The sequence below is a fragment of the uncultured Bacteroides sp. genome (assembly GCF_958445495.1).
GTDB lineage: Bacteria > Bacteroidota > Bacteroidia > Bacteroidales > Bacteroidaceae > Bacteroides.
Window position 1 is genome coordinate 13,714 of the sequence record NZ_CAUCSQ010000027.1, and the last position, 25,962, is coordinate 39,675.

Consider the following 25,962-nt stretch of genomic DNA (forward strand, 5'->3'; position numbering starts at 1 on the left):
GATGTTTTCTTTTATATTAAGACGGGCGGGAAAAAGAGTTGTCTAAACGAAAAACGCTTTTTTTTGCATGTTTTTAGTGTTTTTTCTTAATAAAACTATACTTTTGTCTTTAAATTACTTTCAGGTTAAAATGAATGACTCTTTAAACGAGAAGACGCTTTTGTGGTTATCATCTATCCGGATGGGTGATAAAAGAGCCTTTGACAACCTGTTTCAGGCTTTCTATCCCATGCTTTGCGCCTATTGCCATAAGTTGGTTTCGCTTGAAGACGCCGAAGAGATTGTGCAGGATTGCCTGGTGTGGGTCTGGGAGAGCAGAGAGACGGGATTTCTTATAGAGTCGCCTGTACAGTATTTTTTCCGTATGGTGTATCACCGGGCGTTAGACCGTATCGCATCGCACGAAGTCAAGCAACGCGCCGAGAATGTTTTTTTCCAGAAGATGCAGAAACGTCTGGAGGAGACGGATTATTATCAGATGGAAGAGCTGACACGGCTTGTCAGGGAAGCCATCCGTGCCTTGCCCCCTCTTTACCGGGAAGTGTTTAAGATGCACCGTTTTCAGGAAATGACCTATCAGGAGATAGGCGATGCGCTCGGCATATCTCCTAAGACGGTGGCCTACCGCATCCAGCAAGCCTTGAAATTGTTGCGTACCGGGCTGAAAGATTATCTTTTCAATATCGTGATGATGTTGTGACGGCATGGAAAAGGGGAATGTGTCCGAACAGAGAGGAACATCCGGAACAGTTACGGATGATAACGGATAGACATGGAAAAACCGTATCATTACTCTGAAATGCCCCCCAAAAGTTAGACACAAAACTTTTGGGGGGCATTATGTATAGACATCACAATTTTGAAGAACGTTTACATGTAGTAAGTCGGATACGGTCTTTTTATTGCGGTGAAGAGTGCCAGGCTTCAGATGAGAAGCCCGTTTCTTTCAAAATCAGGTTTTGACACTCCCCCGTACCGGTTCTTATTTGCCGAGCTTCAAGCGGTTCTCCGCCAGAGTTACCTCGTATTTTTTCCCTTTCTCCGTTTTGAACGCCAGTGTGCTGTCTTTATACCTCAACGTGCAGGGGACTCCCGATTTGGAGAGAACGGTCGCTTTCTCCAGCTCCCCTTCTTTCCACGAGATAGCGACCTCAAAGTTCCCTTTGGCACAGATACCGCCGACCGACCCGTTTTTCCAGACGTCCGGCAAGGCGGGAAGCAGTTGGATAAATCCCATATGGCTTTGCAGCAGCATCTCGGTGATTCCTGCCGTGCCTCCGAAATTCCCGTCGATTTGGAAAGGCGGGTGGGTATCCCATAAGTTATCCAGCGTGCCGTTCTTTAACAGGTTGGCATATAATTTGTATGCATGGTTCCCGTCCTGGAGCCGCGCCCATTGGTTGAGCTTCCAGCCCATGCTCCATCCCGTCGCGCCGTCTCCGCGGTGTTCCAGTACGACCTTGGCCGCCTGTGCGAGTTCGGGAGTCGTGACGGGGGAAATCGTATGTCCCGGATGCAACCCGAACAAATGGTTGACGTGGCGGTGTTTGTCTTTCGGGTCGTCTATGTCCGTCGACCATTCCAATAACTGGCCGTACCGTCCTATGCGGTACGGGGCGAGTTTCTCCAGCACATTCTCCCATTGCCTGCGTTCTTTGGCGTCCACTCCGAGCACTTTGCTCGCCTGGATGGCGTCTGACAATATTTCACGCACGACGGCATGCGCGAAAGTCACCCCCTCGTCTACCGGGCCGTGTTCGGGAGAGGTGGAAGGGGCGGCGGTATAACTGCCGTCGGGCTTGCGCCACAGATGGTCCACCGTGAACCGGGCGCTGCTCTTGATAAGCCCGTAACCGATTTCTTTCAGGAATTTCCTGTCGCGGGTGTAGTCGTAATATTCCCAGATATGCGTGGCGAGCCAGGGACCGGCGGTGGGATTCAGGTTCCATTCCATAGACGTGCTGGACAGAGGCGCCGTAAATCCGAAAATGTTGGCGGAGATGGAGGCGGTCCATCCGCGGGCGTTGAAATAAGCCTGCGCCGTCTGCTCGCCGGGTTTCACCAGGCTGCGTATGAAATCTATCAGAGGCCATGCGCATTCCGCCAGGTTGGTGGAGCAGGCGGGCCAGTAATTCATTTGTACGTTGATGTTGTTGTGGTAGTCCACCCGCCACGGGCCGTCCGTGTTGTTGTGCCATATCCCCTGCAGGTTGGCAGGCATATTGCCGGGCCGTGAGCTGGCGATGAGCAGGTAACGTCCGAACTGGTAGTACAACTGTTCCAGTTGGTAGTCCGGCGTTCCTTTCCTGTAGTTTGCCAGACGTTTGTCCGTCGGCAGGTCGGGGGCGCCCGTTTCCGGGTTCAGCCGGAGATGCACGCGGTTGAATAAGGCGGTGTAGTCCGCTTTGTGGTTGCGGCACAGCTCCTCATACCCCTTCTGCAGGGCTTTGTCCATCATGGAGCGTGTTGTCAGTACCGGGTCGTTGCCGACGTAGGTTTCCGGGTCGTTGAAATCCGGGTCGAAATTCATCTTATAGTCGGTGTCGGCCGTCAGCAGGAATATCACCTCGTCGGCGTCTTTTACCGTAATCCGGCCGTTTCCGGTTTCCAGCGTCCCTCCTTTATGAAGCGCCTTGATGCGGAGAGCGAACTTCATGCGGTTGTTTTTAAGGATTCCGGTGTACAGCAGCCCGTCGGCGCCGTCCGTTTCCAGCCGGCTTTCGGCTTCGCTGTTCGGGCAATAGCTGAGTACGAGATTCTGCTTCCCTCCCCGGTCGGCCGTGAATTTCATAACCATCACGCTGTCCGGATACGAGATGAAATATTTCCGTTGATACCGCGTTCCGTCTTTATCGAACTGGACTACGGCCATTGCAGAGTCCAGTGACAGGATGCGGCGGTAGTTGCCCATGTTGATTTCGCTGAGCCCGGTTTCCACGTAAAGCTCTCCCATCGTGGTAAACGAGCCGAAACGGAACGGAGTCTCAGGTTCGTCATAGGCGGCCAGCCCGTTGAAATTCTCCCTGGTAAGGGAAGCGGCCTTTTCTTTGTCCCCGTCCAGGAAAGCCTGCCGGATTTCTTTCAGGACATTTGCCGACTGTTTGTTTACGTTCCAGTAGTATCCGGCTCCTTTGGCGGTATTCGGCCCTCCCTTCCACAATGTCTTTTCATTGAGGGTGATGCGTTCGGCAGATACCGACCCCATGATATTCGCCCCCAGGCTGCCGTTGCCGATGGGCAAGGAACGGCTTTCCCATGCCTGGTCCGGATTGGTTCCCCGCCCGGAAGCGCGCAACCAGACAGCCCGTCCGTCGAGGTTGTTGGGAGTATCGAACCAAATGGAAAGCCCCTGAGTGTAATCCGCATTTCCGGCCGGTGAAGCCGAAAGCGAAAACAGGGTGCAGAGAATAAGAGAGCAAAGTTTTTTCATAATATGTATCGTTTAAAGGAATGTATTTCAAGGAATATCTTTCACAAAGGCAATGGTTTTCCGGATGCCGGCATCCGGCGTCTGTTTTCCGTACCTGCCGGCCTGTTGCCGGAAACACCGCAGAATGCTATCATTCTACGATGTCTCTCGCCCTGTCCAGCGCTACGTTGATGTTCGGACAGATGTTGTCTTTTCCCAGCAGTTCGTAGAAACCGGATTTCTCCAGTACCTTGTGCACTTTGCCGTTTACCCCGGAGAGGATAACGGTAATCTTCTCCTTTTGTGACATTTCGCAAAGCGTCGCCAGGTTGTGGATGCCCGTGGAGTCGATGAAAGGTACTTTACGCATGCGGATGATGCGTACTTTCGGGCGGTCTCCCAGTTGCGCCATCGTTTCTTCGAATTTCGTGGCGATGCCGAAAAAGTAAGGGCCGTTGATTTCATACACTTCCACCCCTTTGGGGACGATGAGGTTTTCTTCGTGCACGGCGATGTCCGATTCTTTGTTAGGGTCGATTTCGTCCGTGATGACAGAGATTTCGGTCGTCTCCATGACACGTTTCATAAAGAGCACGCAGGCAATCACCAGCCCTATCTCGATGGCGACGGTCAAGTCGAAGATAACGGTAAGGAAGAAAGTGATGAGCAATACGGTGACATCCGATTTCGGGTTTTTCAGCAGAGCCTTGAACACCCTCCAGCCGCTCATGTTGTAAGAAACGATAACCAGCACGCCTGCCAGGCACGCCATCGGAATGTATTGTGCGAGCGGCATCAGGAAAAGCAGGATTAGCAGCAGTATCACCGCATGGATGATGCCGGCTACCGGTGTCTTGCCCCCGTTGTTGATATTCGTCATGGTGCGGGCGATGGCTCCGGTGGCGGGAATGCCTCCGAATAGCGGGGTTATGATGTTTGCCGCTCCCTGTGCGATAAGTTCCGTATTGGAGTCATGGCGGTCGCTTATCACTCCGTCCGCCACGGTAGCGGACAGTAAAGACTCGATGGCTCCCAGCACGGCGATGGTGACAGCCACCGGGAACAGCTCTCTGACAGCTTCCCAGTCCAGGGCGGGAACCACGGCGCCGGGCAGTTCCGATTTGATGGTGAAACGGTCGCCGATGGTCTGGATACAGTCGATTCCTCCGAAAGTCTTCATCAGGTAAACGGCGGCGGTGACGATGATGATTGCAACCAGCGAGCCGGGGATTTTCTTCGAGAACTTCGGGGTGACGGCGATGATGACGATACTGATAATGCTGGTGACGGTGTTCCACCAGTTCACTGTATCGAAATGGCGGAAGTAAATCATCCATTTCCCGATGAAGTCGCCCGGAACCTTCTCTTCCCCGAAAGACAGTCCGAAGATGTCCGCGATTTGCGTGGTGAAGATGGTGACGGCGATACCGCTGGTGAAACCTACGATGATGGGGTAAGGGATGAACTTGATTACCGCTCCGAGCTTGAATACCCCTAATAATATAAGGAGTATGCCTGCCATGAGGGTCGCCACAATCAGGCCCGCTTCGCCGTATTGCTGGATGATGCCGTAAATAATGACGATGAATGCTCCTGTGGGGCCGCCGATTTGCACCTTGCTCCCTCCCATCAGGGAGATGATGAACCCGGCGATGATGGCGGTGATGATACCTTTTTCCGGCGATACTCCCGAAGCGATACCGAAGGCTATGGCTAGCGGGAGCGCGACGATACCTACGATGATGCCGGCCATGAGGTCTGCCGTAAACGTTTCTTTCGAGTAGTTTTTCAGGCAGGAAACCAGTTTGGGTTTGAATTCAAATAGCTTCATTTTTAGATGTTGTTATACGTATGTCCTGTTCTTTTTGTAAAGCAGAGGTTGCAAAATTAGATAAAATAATCGGAATAAATATGTTATCCGGCATACTATTTGCTTGTTAATAGGTTTTATCGATGGTCCGATAGTTTTTATTCATAGGGAAAAGGAGGGTTATTACAAACAAATGGCGTATATTTGTGTTGTTATAGTACGACAAGTTACGTTTTGGCAATTACCCATTTAAAATAGATTAAGAATTATGACTAAAAGTATCAAGGGAACTCAGACAGAAAAGAACCTGCTGACTTCATTCGCCGGAGAATCACAGGCAAGAATGCGTTACACTTATTTCGCCAGTGTGGCAAAAAAAGAAGGCTACGAACAGGTTGCCGCGATTTTTACGGAAACGGCGGACCAGGAAAAGGAACATGCAAAACGGATGTTTAAATACCTGGAAGGCGGCATGGTGGAAATCACCGCCAGTTATCCGGCGGGCGTAATAGGCACTACGCTTGAAAATCTTCGTGCCGCCGCTGCCGGCGAACATGAAGAATGGGCTTTGGATTATCCTCATTTTGCAGATGTGGCCGAACAGGAAGGTTTTCCGATGATTGCCGCTATGTACCGCAACATTGCAGTTGCCGAGAAAGGCCACGAAGAAAGATACCTTGCTTTCGTGAACAACATCGAAAATATGACTGTGTTCGCTAAAGAAGGCGAAGTGGTATGGCAATGCCGTAACTGCGGTTATATCACTGTAGGTAAGGAAGCTCCTGAAGTTTGCCCGGCCTGTTTGCATCCGCAGGCTTATTTCGAGGTGAAGAAAGAAAACTATTAATCAATAGATGAATAGATAAATCTTGGATGATTTAGATAAAGAAAATGCCGCTTACAGTAATATGCAAGCGGCATTTTTCGTCACCGAAAAAACAAATTGCTATCATTTTACTCTCTCATCCTGTTTGTAGAAGGATTTGTCCTTTCTATTAATCAAAGAAAAGATGCTTCACTACGTTCTGACTATGTTTTGAACAAAGTGAATGACAGATTGGTAGGACTTACTTATTTTTCGGATAGTCTTTTGGGTATTTAAACAAGAGTTATCCGGTTATCCTTTATCTATTGATTCCGGTAATCTTTGGGAGATACGCCGTATTGCTTTAGGAATTCCCGATAGAAATAAGATTTGTTGGAGAATCCGCACTTGAACATAATCTCGGATACGGTCAACTTGGTTGTCCTTAGTAGTTTGGCTGCATGTTCCAGTCTGATGCCCCGTACAAACTCACTCGGAGTTTTGTCTATTATTTCTTTGAACTTCCGGTATAAAGTAGCTTTACTCACTCCTACGAACTCGGCAATAGAAGAAGGGCTTAATAACTCATCATCTATATTATTCTTGATGAAATCCGTTACATTCTGTATCAGCTCTTCGTCTTCCGGATGAAGCACAATCCCGTCTTTTACTTTCACGGAAGACATGCTGGAATTGAAGTAGTCCTTTAAAAGCATCTGCCTCGACAGCAGATTCTCTATGGCGGATATCACTTGCCTCGGGTGAAATGGTTTGACGATATACGCATCCGCACCATGATTAAAGGCATTAATCTGGTCTTCTACGGACGCTTTTGCCGATATTCCTATAATTGGAATATAGCTTGTTTTCAAATCGGATTTCAACTTATGAATTAGACTTAAACCGTCCATATTGGGCATGACAATATCACTTATAATAATATCCGGATGGTTGTGCTCTATCTCTTTCAAAGCCTCCGTCCCGTCTTTGGCTTCATGTATCACATAGTCGGAGAGGACATCTTTCAGCAGGTTCCTGATATTCTTCTCATCTTCCACTATCAGTATGACAGTGTCTTTGCGGGGGGATGAGTCGTCCTGCTCGTTTTTTTCTTTCTGCAACGAATCCTTTTCATCTGTCGCAACAAGTGAATGCCCGGATGGCAGAGGAGGAACTACAACTGAAAATTCTACATTCTTTCCCAGCTCACTGCTTACGCTTATCTGCCCGCCTAACAATTCGACCAGGCTCTTTGTCAGGTTCAAACCTATGCCATTGCTTACGGAGTTGCCCAATTTGGGAGTATCGAATATCTTATACTTGTCAAATATCTCTGCCATCTGTTGCTCTGTTAATCCCTTGCCTGAATTCCTTACAATCAGATACAAGGTTTTATCGGCTTCATTCTGAGATAGTTCGACGTGAATATATCCGTAACGGGGAGTATATTTGAAAGCATTCGACAGCAGGTTGAATATGATTTTCTCCAAAACATTGCGGTCGGAATATATCTCTGACGTATCATGCGTCTCCACCTTGAAGTCTATTTTATTCTCTTTCAGTATATCCACGTAATTATTGGAAGCATACTCCATCAATGTTTTCACGTTCACATTTTCGGGATGCAAATTCATATTGCCCGATTTGGTTTTACGGAACTCCATCAGCTCACTAATCAGCTTCTGCATCCTTTCGGCATTATTCTTTATTATTTGGAGATACTTCTTGGTGTTGCTATCCAGCCCGTTCTGTTCCAACAAGTGTTGGGCGGGTGTATAAATCAAAGTCAGCGGAGTGAAGAACTCATGTGCCACATTCGTGAAAAAGTTAAGCCGGGATTCGTATATCTTCCGTTCATGCCGTTTCTCTACCTGGGCTATAAGAATCTGGCGGCTTAGCCGTATGCGGTTTTTGATGACAGACCTTGTAATATAGAAGATAATAACGCATAATATGGCATAGATAATCAAGGCCGGGACACTAAGCCACCACGGATAACCTACCTTTATGGTTAAGTGATAGATGTTGTCTCCCCATACCTTGTCGCCGTTCGTGCTCTTCACTTCGAGCTGATACTCACCCGGAGGAAGCTGGGTAAAGATAATATTCGGATTATTGCCCATTTCCACCCAATCATCCGAATGGTTCTTCAAGCGGTAGGCATATTCGCAGTTTTCATTGTTGATAAAGTCTTTGGCTATGAAATTGAAAGTCATGAACCGTTCTTCGTAGCTGAGTTTCAACACTCCTTTTCTGATTCGTTCATTCATATCCTGCACCGTATTATATATCTTCAAGCTACTTAATGCAAGCGGGGGATTGAACTTGCGCAACCGTATATTGCGGGGATTGAAATAACTGAACCCGCTTACTCCTCCGAAATAAAGGAAATCACGTTTATCCTTGAAGAAAGCCCCATCAGAGAATTCATCGTTCTGCAATCCGTCATTCAACGTATAGTTGTCTGTTTTGTTGCTTTTTATATTCAAGCAGGACAACCCCTGATTGGTACTGAGCCATATATTCCCTTCATGGTCTTTTAATATTCCGTGAATCGTTTTATTATTCAATTTCTCGTCGGCATATTGTATCAGGTGAAAATCATTCTCCTCCTTTTTCAATTCGTTCAGTCCATAACTTGTCCCTATCCATATACCGGTATCGTCACGCAGCAAACACAATACATCATTGTTGGTGAGTAAAATCCGGCTGTCTATATCCTCCAATGATTTTATGCCGTTGTTTTCGATGTTAATGCAGTTTAAGCCTCCGCCACGTGTGCCGAACCATAACGTATGGTCTTCCGGGCCGGATGTGATGGCATAAACGACATCGTTATTCAATGAGATATTCTTATCTGACGAGTTGTATTGCCGGAACCCTTTGACGCGGTAGCGGCCCTGTTCTCTGGAAATATTTATTTTGATTAAGCCATACCCTGATGTACCGACCCATAAAAGAGAATCGTTATTCGTAAAATAAATGTTGTACACAGCCTTGAAGGGCGGGTATTTATCGGGTATCTCTAGTTTTTCCAATCGTCCTGTAGCGGCATTCAATATATTGATTCCGGTTCCTTCCGTTCCGATAAAAATATCATTGGCCTTATTTCTTTTCAATGCATAGACGGAGTTGGATATCAGTCCTTTACCCTCATCCAGATAATCTGCCAACTCTTTGGTCTCAGGATTCAACAGCTTTATTCCGCTTCCTTTTGTGCCTATCAGAATATTGCCGTCTCCATCCTCGCAAAAACATCTCACAGGGTGGCTGGTGTGAACGGTTTCAAACAAAGAATCATAATGGTAAAGCTGGATTAGTCCTTGCCCGTCCGTACCTATCCACAAGATATTCTGGCTGCCGGAATAAAGAGTGAAAACAGACAACTGGCTGGAAAGTCCGTTCAGATAGGTAAAAGTATTCTTTCTCAAATCATAATGAATACAGCCGCCTTCTATGAAGCTGACGAACATGTTGTCCCCTGCTAAAATAGCTTGCGATACGGGTTTGTTGTTATCCAGTCCGATGCATCGGGAAACTGTAAAGTCGGGATTCAAAAGGAAAATCCTGTTGTCTTTATTCAGGATAAATCTGCCTTTCGACAGAAATATCTTATCCACAGGGGTCTGTATGCCGACCGGGCGTAAATCATCCTGCTTTCCTCCGTTCACGAGTAGGTGATAACTCAGATACGCAGTGCTTCCGTTATTCAGAAGAAAAAGCATACAATCGGAATCATTCACGGAATAATCCTTTACATGACTGGCAAAGTCCGTGTGAATCGGATTAAACTCATCCTCAGAATCATTATAGACAAAGAAACCGAGCCCTTTTATAAGGCAGATGATATCTCCTGCCGCACTCTTTCCTAAAATAAAAGACTTTTCCTGATTAGGCACTTTATTGTCTGTTCTCAGATAATACCTTGTTATCTGGCGGGTTCGTTTGTCTAACCGGTTGACTCCATTATCTGTTGCTATCCATAAACTGCCCTTGCATTCGATAATCTGTCGGATCACGTTATTGCTTATGGAATTGGGATTGTTTTTGCTATATCTGAATGTTGTGATTTCTCTTCCATTATACGCATTTAGTCCATCCCATGTCCCAATCCAGATTGTATGTTCCTCATCTTCCAGAATACAGTTTACCGAGTTATTTGTCAGTCCGTTAACATTTGAGATGTGTTTTGCCACATTGAATGCATACGACTTTATGGGAGTGGCAAATGCAATAATCAGAATAAAAATTGTTTGTACGTATAAGATGTTTCTCATGTAAATGAATGTTGTTGATACGGTTAGGATGATAGCAAATATAAGGAATTTATTTTATTCCACGCATATTTTTATCGGTAACGATAGTCTATGATTTCATCGTCAACAACCAATCAATAATCAATAGGCGTTTGCTAGGTTCAGCATTCATTCACGAGAAATAATAATGTCTTTTTCATGGTCAGTTGGTTGTTAAAAGAGGGCGGATTTTATAACCCGCCCCCTCATTTTCATATTAATAACCCGGATTTTGGGAAAGAATATTGTTACTCTTATCCCTTTCACCTTGTGGTATAGGAAACAGATAATCTCTGTCGTCCCTAAAATTGGCACCTTTCGATGTATTATATTTTGTTGCATAAGCACGCATCACGGTTCCGAAACGTTTTTGCCTCATTAGGTCATCCCGTCTCCAGCCTTCCATAGCCAATTCGCAGCGACGCTCCTTCCAAATGATTTCTTTTAGACGTTCTGGGTTCGTTTCTGTTATGTCGGGCAGGGTATTAGCTGTTGTAGCAGGAACATACGTCTGTTGATCTCTTCTCGGATCTATCGGATTAGTTTTGCGGGCTCTTTCTCTTACATCATTCAGGTAAGGAAGTGCAAGCCCTGGTTTTCCATTTTCGTTTAATACTTCGGCATACATCAAGAGAACATCGGAATAACGGATCAAACGAATGTTGTAACTAATCATCCAGACGTCGAAACCTGTTTTTTCTACTGCTGGCACAGTCATCTTGTAATCATGATAACCGCTTGGAGATTCAGCATTGTCCTGCGCTTCAGTATCACCTTTATATCTATCACCGGTTTGTGTGAATACATAAGTAATACGTGGGTCATCTGCGTCAAAGGCATCATGGAGATCTTGGGTTGGTACGTGAAATCCATATCCTTGATAACCGGAGATGCGTCTGCTTGTGAAGAAGTGAGGGACATTGGTACCTGTGGCTATGTTTTTGTCATATACTTTGTTGGCAATCTCAAATACTGATTCCGAACTGTTTTCATATTCAGTGCGCCAGTTCATGCCGTAATCACTCAACAATGTATAGTCTTTGTCTACTTCAATAATATCATGAAGTACCGTTTCGGCAGAGGTAAAATCACCTTTGAACATGTATGTTTTAGCAAGCATTGTTTTAGCAAAGCCACGTGTTGCACGATAAGCATCATCTTCAGAGTAATCTCCTTTTGCAGGAAGTGCGGAGGCATCAGTTAAATCATTTACAATACATTCATATACCTTCTCCAATGGGGAGCGGGGTATTTGCAGTATTTCAGCGGGTTGCATCGGCGTAGTGATTAGAGGCACTTCTCCGAACGTGGTGACCAGGCAATAATACCCGAATGCCCTCAATGCTTTTGCCTCGTTTGCATAACGTTCCAATAGCTCTTCGTTTCCTATCGCATCAGGGGCATAATAAATCACATCGTTACAGCGATTGATTAATCTGTACAGGATTTCCCAACGACGGCCCACTTCGCCATTGGTTGTGTAGACAGTAAAGTCGGACAAGTCGCGTACTTCGGCACGGTCACCGTCATTACCTCCTCCTTTTAGGGCATCATCAGTGCTACAATCACCTACAAAATAATGATTTAATGCATATTCATTCCAAGTTGTACGTAATTGAAGATAAGCTCCTGTCAAGGCTTGTTCAATATCGCTTTCCTTCTGATAATAATTATCGCTTGTGGTTTTACCATAACTTGGTTCGTCGAGAGAGCAGCTATACAACCCCACTCCGGCAAGAGCCCAGCATATTATAAATAATATTTTTCTCATAATGTAATGTCTTTTTAGCTAGATTTAAAATTGCAAATTAACTCCAAAAGTGAATGTACGTGAAGACGGATAACGTGTAGTATCCACTCCCATATCCAATGGGTTATTGATACCCAGTTCCGGATCAAGTCCGGAATAACCGGTTAAAGTAAATATATTCTGACCGCTCACATAGAATCTACAACTTGAAAACAGTTTGCTCTTCTGGCAAATGTGACTCGGCAGTGTATAACCTATTTGCATATTCTGCAAACGCAGGTAAGAACCGTTCTCCACATAGAAAGAAGAACCTCTCATATTATTGTTAGAGTCAGAGTTGGTTATGCGTGGATATACAGCATCCAAATCCCCGTCTTTTGTCCATGCTTTTGTGTAAGCATCCGCCAACGCATTCTGGCGTCCTGCTGAAGCAAGGCTTCCTTTAGCAACGTTCCAGATGTCATTTCCAATAGTTCCCTGGAATGCCATACTTACATCAAAGTTCTTATAACTGAATCCTAAGTTGAAACCATAAATGAGGTCCGGATTAGGATCACCGATAAAAGTACGGTCATCATCATCGTTCAATTCGCCTGATTCTCCTAATTTGGCAAACTTAAAATCACCCGGTTGTGCATTAGGCTGAATCTTGGTACCATTTTTATCCACATAATTGTCTATCTCTTCCTGATTCTGGAATATTCCTATTTGTTTGTATCCCCAGAAACGTCCGATAGGACCTCCTACATACGTACGGCTAGTATTTCCACTCAAATATTCCGATGTAAGTTTGGTTACTTCTGTCTTATAAGTAGACATGTTCAGCCCTACATTGTAATTAAAGTCTTTTCCTATCTGGTTACGGTAGTTGACTACTATTTCGAAACCGGTATTCTTCAAGTCTCCTGCATTGAAGAAGGGGCTGTTAGGGAAGGCGCCAAAAGAAGGAATAGGCATATTCAGCAACATGTCACTTGTTTTCTTTACATAAAAGTCCATGCTAACATCAAGGCTGTTTTTAAAGAAAGACATATCTAAACCGACATTGGTTTGCTGGCTGGTTTCCCATTTAATATCTGCATTTCCCACATAAGTCGGGACGTAACCTTGTGAGTACCCGTTTCCAAAGTACCATTGATTTTCATTATTGGTACCAATTAACGTAAGAGGTGCGTCTCTGTCGATTCGTTGGTTACCATTCTGTCCCCAACCTACACGCAGTTTTAAATTGGAAATTGTATTTTCAATGTTCAGGTTCTTAAAGAATTCTTCATTGCTCACTCTCCAACCTAATGAAACTGATGGGAAATAGCCCCAACGGTTACGTTTGGCAAATCTTGAAGAACCGTCGGCACGGAAATTGACTGTAGCAAGGTATCTGTCATCATATACATAGTTGATACGTCCCAAGTACGACAACATAGAAGATGTTTCTTTACCTCCCGAGGTGTTATCTCCAGCTGTTTGTGCATCAAGTATCTGATAGATTTCATCGTTACCTAAAGCCTTTCTCTTAAATGCATTAATACCTTCGCTGCTGTTCTTCTCATAGGTCATGGCAACCATTGCATCCAGTTTATGTCTGCCTATTGTAGTGTTGTAGTTAAGGCGTTGTTCCACCAGATAATTAGAAGTTACAGCGCTATTATTATTCAATTGAGTTTCTGTATTATATTTACTTTCCTGATTCGCTAAATTGTCCTCCGAAAAAGTAGATGAATAGACAGGACGGAAGTCTTTGAAAGTATCATGGTATCTTTCGAAGCTATACTGTACCCGATAGCTCAATCCTTTATACAATTTGATTTGGGTAAACACATTACCAAATACATTGAATATGTCATTGTATCTGTTAGGAAGTTCGAGCATGGCTACCGGATTAGGGTCATAAGACCACTCGGTAGGAGCATATTTGTTATATTCGTAATTTTCAGAAGACGGATCTACCAACGGGCTGATAACAGGAGTAAAAGGATCAGCTTTTTGAATGAAATCGAATGAAGGAATTGCTCCTGCATCACGCTTTCTTATCTTTGCCAGATTGACATTGGTGCCAACCGTGATAAATTTGTTGATATCATATTCAAGATTCGCCTTGAGTGAAAGTCTCTTGAATTCAGTCGTGATGATTGCGCCCTGGTCGTCTACATAGCCTAAACTGAAAGCTGATCTCGAATTATCTGTTCCTTTACGGATACTCAGGTTATAGTTCTGGTTGAAGGCTGTACGGGTTACTTCGTTCCACCAGTTGGTATTATACCCCTTCCGATACTGGTTGGTGAACTTGTCCTTCATTGAATTTTGGAAACTTTCATCGTTTTCGTATGCTTTCATGATGAAGTTGTAATATTGGTCGCTGTTCATCATGTTCAATGCTCTATAACTGTTTTTCACCCCTACATAAGCGTCCAATGTTACGGTCGTCTCGCCTTTCACCCCTCCTTTCGTCGTGATGAGGATTACTCCGTTGGAGCCTCTCGAACCGTAAATAGCGCAAGCCGACGCATCTTTTAATACTTCCATACGTTCAATGTCGGAGGGATTCAGACTGCTGATGTTATCCATGAACTGGCCGTCAACTACGTACAATGGATTGTTGTCATTGACGGTCCCTAAACCTCTCACGCGGATAACCGCATCCGAACCCGGCTGGCCGGAACTGGCGGCAACAAATACGCCGGCTGCCTTACCTGTAAGCAGTTCGGAGGCATTGGACACTGCATAGTTCTTGATATCCTTGCTGCTTATGGAAGCCAGAGCACCGGTAAGGTCACTCTTTCTTTGAGTACCGTAACCGATAACTACCACCTCGTCCAATTTATTGTCGGACAATAGATTCACATCGTACGTTCCGCTGTTTGTCACATTTACAATTTCAGTTTTAAAACCTACGTATGAGAATGAAACTTTATCCGACGATACTTTCAACGTATATTTGCCGTCAAAATCCGTGATAGTGCCATTGGTCGTTCCCACTTCAAGAACAGAGACCCCGATTAAAGCCTCTCCGGTATTACCGTCATATACCACACCCGAAATACTCTTGGTTTGCTGTGCAAAGCCGTTTGTGCAAACAGCAAGAATAAGAATCAGTAATAATAAATGCTTACTCATAGTTTATACTTAGATTTAATTATATGAAATGATATTTTGTTTATTCGCAATAATCTTACCGTCTTTCAGTTCTAATTCTGTTCCGGCGGGAAGTTCCACAATGACTCTTGCGTCGTTGGCCGGAATCTCTACCGGACCGTCTGCCTTTATATTTTTTGCTATATATTCTTTGGCGACGATATCAAACAAGTCACATGGCTGGGCAGCCTGATAAGTAATGGTCTTGGCCTCCTTATGAGGGTTGTAATAGAGATAGACCGGATAAGGCTTCTCCACATAGAAGTCTGTGACATTGCAATCCAGCCGGAGAATACCTTCCACATCCGTCTGACAGACAATGGCGCCCAGGATGCCGACGGGAGAAGAGCTGTAAACGCTGAACATACTTTCCGTCGGATTCCCTTTTATCCATTTGGGACCATCACCGATTGCCACCGGGCTGACCCCTTTCAATGACGCTTTCCCGTAGTCATCCGCCTTTCGTAAACCTTCATAGGAAACATTGTCATGCGTAATGTCCTTCAATTCCGGAGCCCATTGATGTGTTTCATCTATTTCCCCCGGATAGAACAGACGGCACGCGCTTGCATTGTTCAGCATCCATTTGCCGATAGCCTTTGCGTATTGAGGTTGGTATTTCACCATCGGAATGAAAGGCCAGGCGGGTTTGATGCTGTTCATGAGGAATGCATATCCTCCACCGTCCGTGATGCTTCCTTGCAGGCCGCTTACATCATATTCACCCCATTTTCCTACAATAATTCCCCAACCGGTTCTTCCCGTAGGGCTTTTACATCCGTCAAATACCCAATCAAGAAGTTTGGATACATCATAGCCGGCTCCCTCTACCGCATTCAAATAGGCTGCCGTATAAACTCCGAGTGGTAAAAGAGCCTCGTAAAAACGACTTTCTTTTTGGGCAAGGAGGGCTTCGACGGCACTCTTGCTATGTTGCAGATAACGTGGGTCGCCAAACTTATGATAAGCGCACAGCAATACATAGGCATGACCGCCGGCGGCGTCTTGTTGCAACGGAATATGATTGACCATTCCTTTCATTTGCGCATAATCGAAATAAGAGTAATCGTAATTTCCGTTCAATACCGAATCTGCTTTGACAAACTGTTCCGCAATGCTTCTTTGTATCTTCTCTGCCCCGTCTACACCGGGGAAAACATCACATATCGCATAATATAAAGCATTGGGCAGTACATCATACCACCAGTCACGGCCATAACCTCCTCCCAAAAGGGCTACTGACGGATTCGTATTGTTCATCACTATATTCCATCCGTTATCGGAATTGAAATAGTTCTGCACCATTTTTACGTAGTTATATCCGTCCTGATTCGTCTTGTCAATCCCTACAAGGCCGGCACCGAGAATAGCCGCCAGTGAATTCAGGCTTTCATGGAACTCTCCGTTATTGGCCTCCTTCCCCTGACGGATATCTTTAATGGCGGTGTATAGGCCGAATGTAGTCTGGTCTATATTTCTGCGGGCATCATCCAGCCAGATTAACGGTCCGGCTTCGCTTTTATTATTCCAGTCAAAAACAAACCGGTCATACATTCTGGCTTTTTGTTTCCAGTCCAGCATTTTATAAGTTTCAGGCATATCGGGCATAGAGTCTACCCGACGGATGGAAACCTGCTCTACCCTTTCACCGAAGTTGTTTCCGTTGCCTGAGCAAGAAGCCAGAGAACAAACGGTGATAAGTACAAAAACACCTTTACTTGTCATTTTCATGTTCGATAGTATCAGTTTGATTAGTAATATTTTTAGCTAAGGGATATGCTGCCAGTTGTAATCCTGCAACGATAACCAACGCATATTTCAATGCAAAATCCTGCGACACGCAATAAGCGAGGAAGATAAACAGTAACAGGCCGAAAGCTCTTCCGAGGAAAAGGCCGAACTCGTGACTCAGGATATAGGCATACTCGTTTCTGTTCTCAATCTTTGCAACCGCATCGATGGTCCTCATCATAATGGGAAAATAAGCCAAGTCGAACAAAGGCTGGAATATCACTTTGCAAAGCACGAAAAGAATCACTCCTGTGGCAGAGAAGAGAATGCCGTTGAATAGCGTACCGACAAAGAATACGATTAATCCTCCTACGAAAATCTTCAAACGGTCTTCCGGGCGGGCCATACGTCCTAATACATACACCAGGACAGCAGTCAGTGCCCCGCTGACTCCCTGTATCAGTCCCAAAGCTCCTTCATTTCCTACCAGCTTCAACACTAATATGGCCGGGGCCGTTACTAAGAAACCTTGTACCATCCCTTTCAATGCGGCTAGCCAAAGCATCTTTTTCCAGAGAATGTTGAAGCGGAAATAGAGGAAGTCCGTTTCTTTGGGGTTCTCGAATTTCCCCTTCCACAGTGTCATACAGGCGATGACGGTAATGATGACTGCCGCTATAGTAACCACACAGTAAGAAGTATTGATGTTGAAGAGGAAACCGAAAACTTCTTTTCCGTCTATCTGGCTGATAAATGCACCGATAATTAAAGGAACCCCGATGGAGCTGATGGAAAAGAAGAAAGATTCCAGTCCGAAGAAATAATTGCGGCTGTTGTCGTTGGTGTTATAGAGGGCCAATAAGTATCGGTTCGTCCAGAAGAAACCTGAGGCTGCCCCCATTAAAAAACCCGCCAGACCCAGTTCGACGAAGCCGAGTGACCGGATAGTCATCATACCGAACATGGAAATGCCGCTTACCAGGATTCCTACGGAATACAGTGTCTTCACACTGTATTTCTTTAACAGATAACCATTAACAAGAGAGGTGGTGATGATGCCTATATACATTGCCAACTGATAAAAAGCAACCATCACCGGATCACTTGTATTCCTCATGATATAGGCTCCCACAAAGATTTCCACTATCGGCAGCACCAATGCATAAAGCATATTGGTAACCAGCAGAATTCTCATGTTGGGTTCCTGTTGCTTAAAGAACAGATATTCTTTTTTCAGTTTATTCATAACTTCCCTTGTGTCTGTTTTAATACATTCAATATCTCTGAAATGGAAAGCTCTGCCTTGCAAATCACTTCATCGCTTGCTCCGTAATACAGGGTTATCGTATCGCCGTCTACAATATGGCCGTTCGTGAAAATGACATTTCCGAAGAACCCGGTTTGCTCATAAGCCGCGACAGGCTCCATAATCGGTTCTTCACTTCTTGCAATCACTTTCGACGGCTCGTTTAAATCGAGCAGCAAAGCTCCCAGGCAATAACGGTGGTTAAAATCGGCTCCGTGATAAATCTCCAGCCAGCCTTCTTCTGTTTTTATGGGAGCCGCTCCTGCCCCTACACGCGCACAATCCCACATTCCGTCGCGGGTGGTTGCCACACATTTGTGGTTTCCCCAGTGCAGGCGGTCGGGCGATTCCGCCAGCCATATGTAATTGCCGCCGAGTTCGGGGCTGCTGGGACGATGAAGGGCGAAATACTTGCCGCCTATCTTCTGTTCGAACAAGGCACAGTCTTTGTTATGCGGCGGGAATATCATCCCATGCCGTGTATAGTTTTTCCAGTCGTCGGTATGAATCAGTCCGACCCCTACGGCAACTGACGATACTTCTGTGAAAGTAAGGTAAAAGCCGTCTTCGGTTGTTGCGACACGGCAATCTTCGATGCCGAATGCCTCCAGCTCTCCTTTTCCGAAAATAGGTGGAAATTCCGGTTCGTCTTTGAAGTGAATGCCGTCGGTACTCGAAACCAATCGCAAATAAGACATCGTAGTCAGATAATTCTTCCCTTTGTAACCGATTACGCGAGGGTCTGACGCATCCAAATCAGGGTCATTCTTTGAAAACGAAACAACTTCTATTTTCCCTTTTTCATTATATATAGGAAAACTGATAACTCCTTCTTTCTGTATAGGTCTTTCCGCAACGCGCAAAAGTAACCAAATTTTGCCTTGATATTTGAAAACTCCGGGATTTAACAAACATGTAATTTCCATTCCGTTGATTCCCGCTTTTAAATCTTTTGGAGCCAGTAGGGGGTTCTGCTCACATCTTTTAGCTATATCCATAATATTTCGATTAGTGATTATTTCTGTGAACAAAAGTATGAGATGAAAGACAGGAAAGCGTTTACTATATTCTCAAAGAAGTGTACACATGCTCAAGAACATGTTTTTAAGAGAATGATATTCGGGGATGATTCCGGAATGCACAGAGAGGTTCGCGCTTGCATGCTGTTATTGTGTAAATGTCTGTTTTACAGAAGGATAAGTTCTGTGATGAAGTGTATTATATTCTCATAAATGTATAGTATAGTTTCTTGGAGGAGTGAAAAAGAAACGCATCAAGATAAAAAAACAAGAGGCCGAACTCAAAAATATAATTTGAGAAAGCCTCTTGTTTCTTTATTTTTAAGAAGGATAATACTGTAAATCCTATTTCTTTGCGTGCGGATAATCGATTGTATAATGCAATCCCCGGCTCTCCTTGCGTTCCATTGCCTGGCGCGTAATCAGGTAACCTACGTTAATCATGTTGCGCAGCTCGCAGAGTTCGCGCGTGGCCTTGCTGCTCTTGAACAGTTTTTCCGTCTCTTCGTAAAGGATATCCAAGCGGTTCCAGGCGCGTACCAGGCGGACGTTGCTCCGCACGATACCCACGTATGCCTCCATGATTTGGTTGACCTCTTTCATGCTCTGGGTAATCAGGATACGTTCTTCGTTGGAAATCGTCCCTTCGTCGTTCCATTCCGGCACATCCTCGTTGAAATCGTAACGTTCGAGTACGCCGAGCGCATGCCGGGCAGCGGCGTCGGCATAAACGACAGCTTCTATCAGAGAGTTGGAAGCCAGGCGGTTGCCTCCGTGCAGTCCCGTGCACGAGCATTCGCCCAATGCATACAAGCGTCGGATGCTGGACTGCCCGTCCAAATCGACGGTGATGCCTCCGCAGAGATAGTGTGCGGCGGGAGCCACGGGAATATAGTCTTTGGTAATGTCGATGCCCAGGCTGAGGCATTTCTTGTAGATGTTCGGGAAATGCTTCTTCGTCTCTTCCGCGTCTTTGTGCGTTACGTCCAGGAAAACATGGTCTTCGCCGCGCAGCTTCATTTCATTGTCGATGGCGCGCGCCACGATGTCCCGCGGAGCCAGTGAAAGGCGGGAGTCGTACTTCTGCATGAACTCCTTTCCGTCTTGCGTGCGGAGTACGGCGCCGTATCCGCGCATGGCTTCGGTGATGAGGAAAGCCGGCCGGTCTCCCGGATTGAAGAGGGCGGTGGGATGGAACTGGATGAACTCCATGTCTTTCACCGCGCCTTTGGCCCGGTAGACCATAGCGATGCCGTCGCCGGTAGCGACCAGCGGGTTGGTGGTGTTCCGGTACACAGCCTCACATCCCCCTGTCGCCATCACTGTCACTTTGGACAGGAAAGTGTCCACTTCCCCCGTGGCTTCGTCCAGCACATAAGCGCCGTAACATTTGATGCCCGGTGTGTGGCGGGTGACGATAATCCCCAGATGATGCTGCGTAATGATTTCTACCGCGAAGAAATTCTCGAATATAGTGATGTTCGGATGTTTTTTTACCGTTTCTATCAGGCTGTCCTGGATTTCCGCTCCCGTATTGTCCTTGTGGTGGAGGATACGGAACTCCGAGTGCCCGCCTTCCTTATGCAAGTCGAATTCCCCGTCTTCTTTCTTGTCGAATTTCACTCCCCATTTAATCAGTTCCCGGATTTGTCCGGGCGCGTTGCGGACGACTTTCTCCACGGCGGCACGGTCGCTAATCCAGTCGCCGGCAATCATGGTGTCCTCAATGTGTTTTTCAAAATTATCTACAGCCAGGTTGGTTACGGAAGCAATGCCGCCTTGGGCAAAAAAAGTGTTGGCTTCTTCCAGGCCGGCCTTACAGATAAGAGCAACTTTACCTTTGTGCGCCACTTTCAACGCAAAACTCATACCGGCGATTCCGGAGCCGATGACGAGGAAATCGAATTTTCTTACCATAATCTTGTTATTTCTCGCCGCAAAGCTACAAAATAACTCACTTCGTTGTACTTTTCGTTGTCACTAATTCATAAAATTGCTACCTTGCGCGCAAAAATCTTACAAGATGAATCGAATCTTTCATGCCCGTATCGCCTGGTACCAGTATTTTCTACTGGCGGTGCTCACTGTAAACGCCGTCGGCGCCTTGTGGTGCAAATACATCCTTCCGGCTGCCTTGTTCATGCTCATGCTCATCGTTATCATCGAGCAAATTATCCATACCGCCTATATACTGACTGCAGACGGTAACCTGGAGATATCGCGCGGACGGTTTATCCGCAGGAAGCTGGTTCCCGTTTCCGGAATCACGGCTGTCCGGAAATGCTGTTCCATGAAGTTCGGGAATTTTTCCGTCACCGACTATCTCCTGATAGAGTACGGAGAAGGCAAATTCGCCTCCGTGATGCCTGTGAAAGAACGGGAGTTTGTGGAGCTGCTTGAAAAGAAGATGTCCGAGAAAAGGATGTCCGGAAAAAGGATGTCTGAAAAGAAGATGGAAGGGGCGGGAGCCGCAGGTTCCCAAGAGGAGGAACTGCCGGTCCTTAATGAATGAAGATAAGACGATTAACTGGTTATATACTATGAAATATCAAGTGATTATCATTGGCGGCGGCCCTGCGGGATATACGGCTGCCGAAGTTGCCGGCAAAGCCGGCCTGAGCGTGTTGCTCATCGAGAAAAACAATCTGGGCGGTGTCTGCCTGAATGAGGGGTGTATTCCGACGAAGACGCTGCTGTATTCGGCAAAAACCTATGACAGCGCGAAGCATGCGTCGAAGTATGCCGTGACTGTCTCCGAAGCCTCTTTCGATTTGCCCAAGATAATAGCCCGCAAGAGTAAAGTCGTGCGTAAGCTCGTGCTGGGAGTCAAGGCGAAACTCTCTTCAAGCGGGGTCACGGTTGTGTCGGGAGAGGCGCGGGTCGTAGATAAAAATACGGTCCGTTGCGGCGAAGAAATATATGAGGGCGAGAACCTGATACTCTGTACGGGTTCCCAGACATTCATCCCTCCCATTCCGGGAATCGGTGCGGTGGATTATTGGACGCACAAAGACGCGCTGGACAATAAAGAACTGCCCGCCTCTTTGGTTATTGCCGGGGGCGGAGTCATCGGGATGGAATTCGCCTCTTTCTTTAACAGCCTGGGGGTACGGGTGACGGTCATTGAAATGACGGACGAAATCCTGGGCGGTATGGATAAGGAGCTTTCCGCCCTGTTGCGTGCGGAATACGCCAAGCGGGGTGTCAGATTCCTGTTGGGCACGAGAGTGTCCGGGCTTTCGCAGACGGAAGAAGGGATTGCCGTCTCTTATGAGAATGCGGAAGGCGCCGGCAGCGTGACGGCCGAAAAACTGCTGATGAGTGTCGGCAGGCGTCCGGCAACGAAAGGCTTCGGGCTCGAAAACCTGGATTTGGAGAAAACGGAACGCGGCGCTGTCAAGGTCGATGAGAAGATGCGGACTTCCGTGCCGGGCGTGTACGTCTGCGGCGATTTGACCGGTTTCTCCCTGTTGGCGCATACGGCTGTCCGCGAAGCGGAAGTCGCCGTACATTCCATTCTCGGAAAAGACGACGCTATGAGTTACCGTGCCATTCCGGGAGTGGTCTATACCAATCCGGAGATTGCCGGAGTGGGTGAGACGGAAGAATCGGCTTCGGCGAAAGGAACCGGATACCGTGTCGTAAAGCTTCCGATGGCTTATTCCGGCCGCTTTGTGGCGGAGAATGAAGGAGTGAACGGGGCGTGCAAATTGCTGTTGGACGAACAGGACAAGATTATCGGGGCGCATGTGCTGGGCAATCCGGCTTCGGAGATAATCACTCTTGCGGGAACCGCCATCGAGTTGGGATTGACGGCGGAACAGTGGAAAAAGATTGTTTTTCCGCATCCTACGGTAGGAGAGATTTTCAGGGAAGCATTATAGCTTTCCGATACGGAAGATTCATTTGAAATCCCCTTATTTCAACCTTGGTTTCAGAGAACCGGATGGCGGTTCAATCAAGGCTGGAAGAAGGGGATTCTTTTTTCAGAGGTTTCAATCCGCCGGACGCCGCTTCCGGAATCCGGAACCGGATTCCTTCGGTTGGCGCCGGGGAGGTGTGCCGTTGCCCGTCAGGCGACTCATTCTTTTTTCATTTCTATCCTTTTGCCGTCCGCCTGCACAGCGTAGAATTTGCTTGTGCCGTCGAGGGGTACGGTGGAAGGAACCGAATAAGAAAGGAAGTTGAAGAAGTCCAGCAGCTCTCCGTTTTCATTGTCTTTCCGTATCTCGAACGCCACCGCCTGCGTGCCGTTATTGATGGTAACGGTGGTTCCGGACAATTCATAAGTAGGAGGCGCGCTTATCTTCACGTTGTCCCGGAACAGGGTGTAATACCCGACGTCGCCCACCTGGTAATCGTCGATGCCTACGTCGCCGTTCTTGCGGTCTTCCAGATAATGGATGGGAGGCGCCTTCCTGGTGTATTTCGCCATTTCCGCTTTGGCGTTGTCTATCGTCGGCTGGAGCACGAGATACGGGTATGTGCCGTATTGCGTGTAGTTCGGGAGCATTACGGTCCGGAAAAATCCCCACCTGTCGAAGAATTCGGTCATGTCCATGTCGGCCACTTTGCAGACAGCCCTGGCATATTCCAGTTGCGCCATTCCCGGACTGGAAACCGTGAGAGGATGTGCGCGCAACTCTTTGAAAAGCTTGGGGAAGAAGTCCGGCATATTGCCCAGGCGGTGGAAATAGTTCCATAGCTGCCATTGCATGCGCATGTGCAGTTCCGCATCCTCGTTCTGGTAATAATTCTTCTCCTCTCCCAGTTGGACCCAGGGCTTCTTCAACCTGTAAGACGCTGCCAGCTTGCTGATTTCCAGCCCGCGCGAACAATACTTGCCGAGCTTGTACAATACGTAGTTGGAAAAAATGTTGTTGCTCGATTCGGTGCAGCTTGCCCAGTTGACGGCGCCCTGGTGCACGTGCCCTATTTCATGTCCGGGCCCCCAGGCGTTGTCCTTGTCTTCCATCACCCTGTCCCGCAGGAGTATTTTCTCAAAAGAGGTGTAGACGAAACCGATGCGGTCGTCTCCCGCCCACATATAAGAGCCTTCGGGAGAAATGGCGAATATATGGTTGTTGAAAGGGTCCGGCCGCATCTCCTCTATGCCCGCCAGTTCCTGTTGCCATCCGATAATGTCGTCCCACAGGCGGACGGCCGATAATATTTTGTTTTTTGCCACTTCGAGCAACTGTTCGCGGTGGAAATAGAAAATAATCTTTTCGCCGCGTATGCCGAAATACTTGTCGCTTGCTTTGGCGAGAAGTCCGGCGTATTTGACATCCGTCTTATGCTCTTCGAGGTCGAAGAAGCCGGTCACCTTCCCGCTGCCCGCCGGGATGTGTATCTTGACCGGTTCCGGACGGGAAGCCAGGTCGCAGTTATACATGACAAACAACTGGCCCCTGCTTTCCATCTTCAATTTGTTGACGCCGCTCCTCAACTGGTAGTGGGTTCCCGACGCCGCTGTCTGCAGATACTCCTTTCCGTCTTTCGTCGCGGTCTCTTCCCCGATGCATTGCAGTGAGACATTCTGCCCGTGCGTGTCTCCCACGAGGACGATGATTTCGTCGTTCTCCTCTACCGCGATTCCCGTCAGGTTGTCCAGGCTTCCGTAACGTTTGGTAAGCAGCTTCTTCGCCCAGGTGGCGGGGTCGCTGTACGCCTTGTATTCGCGGATGCGGAAATCCTTCTCCCAGTCGCCGTATGCGTTGTTTTTGATTACTTCGGCAAGGTCGATGAAGAACCTGTCGGACAATCCCTGAATGTCTTGTTCGGTGACGCCTTCTTTGAGTTCCGTGCATGTGATGTCTTTAAATACTTTCAGCAGCTCCGCCTCCTGCGTGTTGTCTGTCCGGGTCTGGAAGAAGTGCATTTCGTCGCAGCTCAGGAGCCCGTTCAATCCGCTGCGGACAACGAATTTGATGCCGGTGGCCTTTATCCCTTTGGGGAAAAATATCTTGGAAGGGGCATTTTTCATGTTCAAGTCGTAGCTGCCTTGCAGGACGTAGTCGCTCCTGTCCGGCAGGGAAGCGGCATAAACCTCTGCTTCCCCGCAGTATCCGTTTCCTTGATGAGGGTAGTAGACAAGGTAGTCGATGTTTTCCTCCCCTTTGAAATAATACTCCAATGTGACGGGAAAACGGGTCGCCTCTCCGGAGAAAGGGCTGTAATAGCAGGAATAGGATGAGCCGGACGAAAACGTGTCGTCCCATGTCTTCTCGATGCCGTATCCCGGCTGGAACTGGTCGGCCGCCCCGCCCGTCGGCTTTATCTGTATGTCTTCTTCCACCGCAAAGCCGTACACTCCGAGCTGGCGGACGGTAATCACGTAGTCCCTGAGGGGAGAATATACTTTTATCTGTGCCGTGCGTGCCTCGCCGGAGGGATTTTCTTCTGCGGAAGCGTTGACGGACGGGTCGCCGGCAGCAGTGCCTTTTTCCGCTTTCAGCCATTTGCCGGTCGATTCCACCCGCCATTCCGAACCGGTGAATGTCGTGTTGACGGGGATTTCGATGGTGTTGGGGGTATGGTCCATGACTTGTTCCAGTTGTGCGGCGTCGATGTCAAAGACTGAGAAGGCGTTCCGGGCGTCCTCTTTGCAGGATACCGACAGGAAAACGGTAGCCAGGCCGAGTATGGCGGGTAATAGGTTCTTTCTTGTTTTCATAATTATCAGCAGTTTAATGATTGGATGAT

General features: G+C 47.1%; 14 protein-coding genes. 4 read left to right on the forward strand and 10 right to left on the reverse strand.

Features of this window, described 5'->3' with window-relative positions; translation table 11 throughout:
• Positions 1-130 precede the first annotated feature (130 nt).
• A complete protein-coding gene (locus Q5076_RS10655) occupies positions 131-700 on the forward strand; it encodes an RNA polymerase sigma-70 factor (RefSeq protein WP_303013061.1) in 570 nt (189 codons plus the stop codon).
• A 282-nt stretch (positions 701-982) separates the two neighbouring features.
• Here Q5076_RS10655 and Q5076_RS10660 read toward each other — a convergent pair whose 3' ends face one another.
• Together Q5076_RS10660 and Q5076_RS10665 are read right to left on the reverse strand one after the other, a co-directional pair.
• Positions 983-3,430: a glycoside hydrolase N-terminal domain-containing protein gene (locus Q5076_RS10660; protein WP_303013063.1), complete on the reverse strand. Its 2,448-nt coding sequence runs from the start codon at positions 3,428-3,430 to the stop codon at positions 983-985.
• Between the two features lie 130 nt (positions 3,431-3,560).
• Positions 3,561-5,240 carry a SulP family inorganic anion transporter gene (locus Q5076_RS10665; RefSeq protein WP_303013064.1) on the reverse strand — a complete coding sequence of 560 codons (1,680 nt, stop codon included), beginning with the start codon at positions 5,238-5,240 and terminating at the stop codon, positions 3,561-3,563.
• Positions 5,241-5,487: 247 nt separating this feature from the next.
• Here Q5076_RS10665 and rbr point away from each other — a divergent pair, with 247 nt between their 5' ends.
• Positions 5,488-6,066 (forward strand): rubrerythrin, encoded by a 579-nt coding sequence (gene rbr, locus Q5076_RS10670; RefSeq protein WP_303013066.1) that lies wholly within the window; start codon positions 5,488-5,490, stop codon positions 6,064-6,066.
• A gap of 281 nt (positions 6,067-6,347) precedes the next feature.
• On the opposite strand, the gene Q5076_RS10675 is transcribed toward rbr, so the two are convergent.
• The 7 genes from Q5076_RS10675 to nadB form a co-directional block, all read right to left on the reverse strand.
• Entirely contained in the window at positions 6,348-10,301 is a 3,954-nt protein-coding gene (locus Q5076_RS10675) for a two-component regulator propeller domain-containing protein (RefSeq protein ID WP_303013068.1), read from the reverse strand.
• A gap of 235 nt (positions 10,302-10,536) precedes the next feature.
• Entirely contained in the window at positions 10,537-12,090 is a 1,554-nt protein-coding gene (locus tag Q5076_RS10680; protein WP_303013069.1) for a RagB/SusD family nutrient uptake outer membrane protein, read from the reverse strand.
• 24 nt (positions 12,091-12,114) lie between these two features.
• Positions 12,115-15,183, reverse strand: coding sequence for a TonB-dependent receptor (locus Q5076_RS10685; protein WP_303013070.1), 3,069 nt, complete (start codon positions 15,181-15,183; stop codon positions 12,115-12,117).
• A gap of 15 nt (positions 15,184-15,198) precedes the next feature.
• A complete protein-coding gene (locus Q5076_RS10690) occupies positions 15,199-16,932 on the reverse strand; it encodes a hypothetical protein (RefSeq protein ID WP_303013071.1) in 1,734 nt (577 codons plus the stop codon).
• Positions 16,916-18,178 (reverse strand): MFS transporter, encoded by a 1,263-nt coding sequence (locus Q5076_RS10695; RefSeq protein ID WP_303013072.1) that lies wholly within the window; start codon positions 18,176-18,178, stop codon positions 16,916-16,918. The genes Q5076_RS10690 and Q5076_RS10695 overlap by 17 nt, the downstream gene beginning before the upstream one ends.
• Complete coding sequence (locus tag Q5076_RS10700; RefSeq protein WP_303013074.1) at positions 18,175-19,236, reverse strand: glycoside hydrolase family 130 protein; 1,062 nt, start codon at positions 19,234-19,236, stop codon at positions 18,175-18,177. The genes Q5076_RS10695 and Q5076_RS10700 overlap by 4 nt, the downstream gene beginning before the upstream one ends.
• 366 nt (positions 19,237-19,602) lie before the next feature.
• Complete coding sequence (gene nadB, locus Q5076_RS10705) at positions 19,603-21,174, reverse strand: L-aspartate oxidase (RefSeq protein ID WP_303013075.1); 1,572 nt, start codon at positions 21,172-21,174, stop codon at positions 19,603-19,605.
• Positions 21,175-21,280: 106 nt separating this feature from the next.
• On the opposite strand from nadB, the gene Q5076_RS10710 reads away from it, so the two are divergent.
• Together Q5076_RS10710 and lpdA are read left to right on the forward strand one after the other, a co-directional pair.
• Positions 21,281-21,769, forward strand: a complete 489-nt coding sequence (locus Q5076_RS10710; protein ID WP_303013077.1) for a PH domain-containing protein — start codon at positions 21,281-21,283, stop codon at positions 21,767-21,769.
• Positions 21,770-21,797: 28 nt separating this feature from the next.
• Positions 21,798-23,141 (forward strand): dihydrolipoyl dehydrogenase, encoded by a 1,344-nt coding sequence (gene lpdA / locus Q5076_RS10715; RefSeq protein ID WP_303013078.1) that lies wholly within the window; start codon positions 21,798-21,800, stop codon positions 23,139-23,141.
• A gap of 197 nt (positions 23,142-23,338) precedes the next feature.
• Here lpdA and Q5076_RS10720 read toward each other — a convergent pair whose 3' ends face one another.
• Positions 23,339-25,933: a M60 family metallopeptidase gene (locus Q5076_RS10720; RefSeq protein WP_303013079.1), complete on the reverse strand. Its 2,595-nt coding sequence runs from the start codon at positions 25,931-25,933 to the stop codon at positions 23,339-23,341.
• Positions 25,934-25,962 lie beyond the last annotated feature (29 nt).

Bases quoted from the DNA above. Each gene is read 5' to 3' on its own strand.
- Q5076_RS10695 (WP_303013072.1), bottom strand. From the start codon at position 18,178: ATGAATAAACTGAAAAAAGAATATCTGTTCTTTAAGCAACAGGAACCC.
- Q5076_RS10680 (WP_303013069.1), bottom strand. From the start codon at position 12,090: ATGAGAAAAATATTATTTATAATATGCTGGGCTCTTGCCGGAGTGGGG.
- Q5076_RS10700 (WP_303013074.1), bottom strand. From the start codon at position 19,236: ATGGATATAGCTAAAAGATGTGAGCAGAACCCCCTACTGGCTCCAAAA.
- Q5076_RS10665 (WP_303013064.1), bottom strand. From the start codon at position 5,240: ATGAAGCTATTTGAATTCAAACCCAAACTGGTTTCCTGCCTGAAAAAC.
- Q5076_RS10720 (WP_303013079.1), bottom strand. From the start codon at position 25,933: ATGAAAACAAGAAAGAACCTATTACCCGCCATACTCGGCCTGGCTACC.
- Q5076_RS10685 (WP_303013070.1), bottom strand. From the start codon at position 15,183: ATGAGTAAGCATTTATTATTACTGATTCTTATTCTTGCTGTTTGCACA.
- rbr (WP_303013066.1), top strand. From the start codon at position 5,488: ATGACTAAAAGTATCAAGGGAACTCAGACAGAAAAGAACCTGCTGACT.
- Q5076_RS10660 (WP_303013063.1), bottom strand. From the start codon at position 3,430: ATGAAAAAACTTTGCTCTCTTATTCTCTGCACCCTGTTTTCGCTTTCG.
- Q5076_RS10655 (WP_303013061.1), top strand. From the start codon at position 131: ATGAATGACTCTTTAAACGAGAAGACGCTTTTGTGGTTATCATCTATC.
- lpdA (WP_303013078.1), top strand. From the start codon at position 21,798: ATGAAATATCAAGTGATTATCATTGGCGGCGGCCCTGCGGGATATACG.
- Q5076_RS10710 (WP_303013077.1), top strand. From the start codon at position 21,281: ATGAATCGAATCTTTCATGCCCGTATCGCCTGGTACCAGTATTTTCTA.
- nadB (WP_303013075.1), bottom strand. From the start codon at position 21,174: ATGGTAAGAAAATTCGATTTCCTCGTCATCGGCTCCGGAATCGCCGGT.
- Q5076_RS10675 (WP_303013068.1), bottom strand. From the start codon at position 10,301: ATGAGAAACATCTTATACGTACAAACAATTTTTATTCTGATTATTGCA.
- Q5076_RS10690 (WP_303013071.1), bottom strand. From the start codon at position 16,932: ATGAAAATGACAAGTAAAGGTGTTTTTGTACTTATCACCGTTTGTTCT.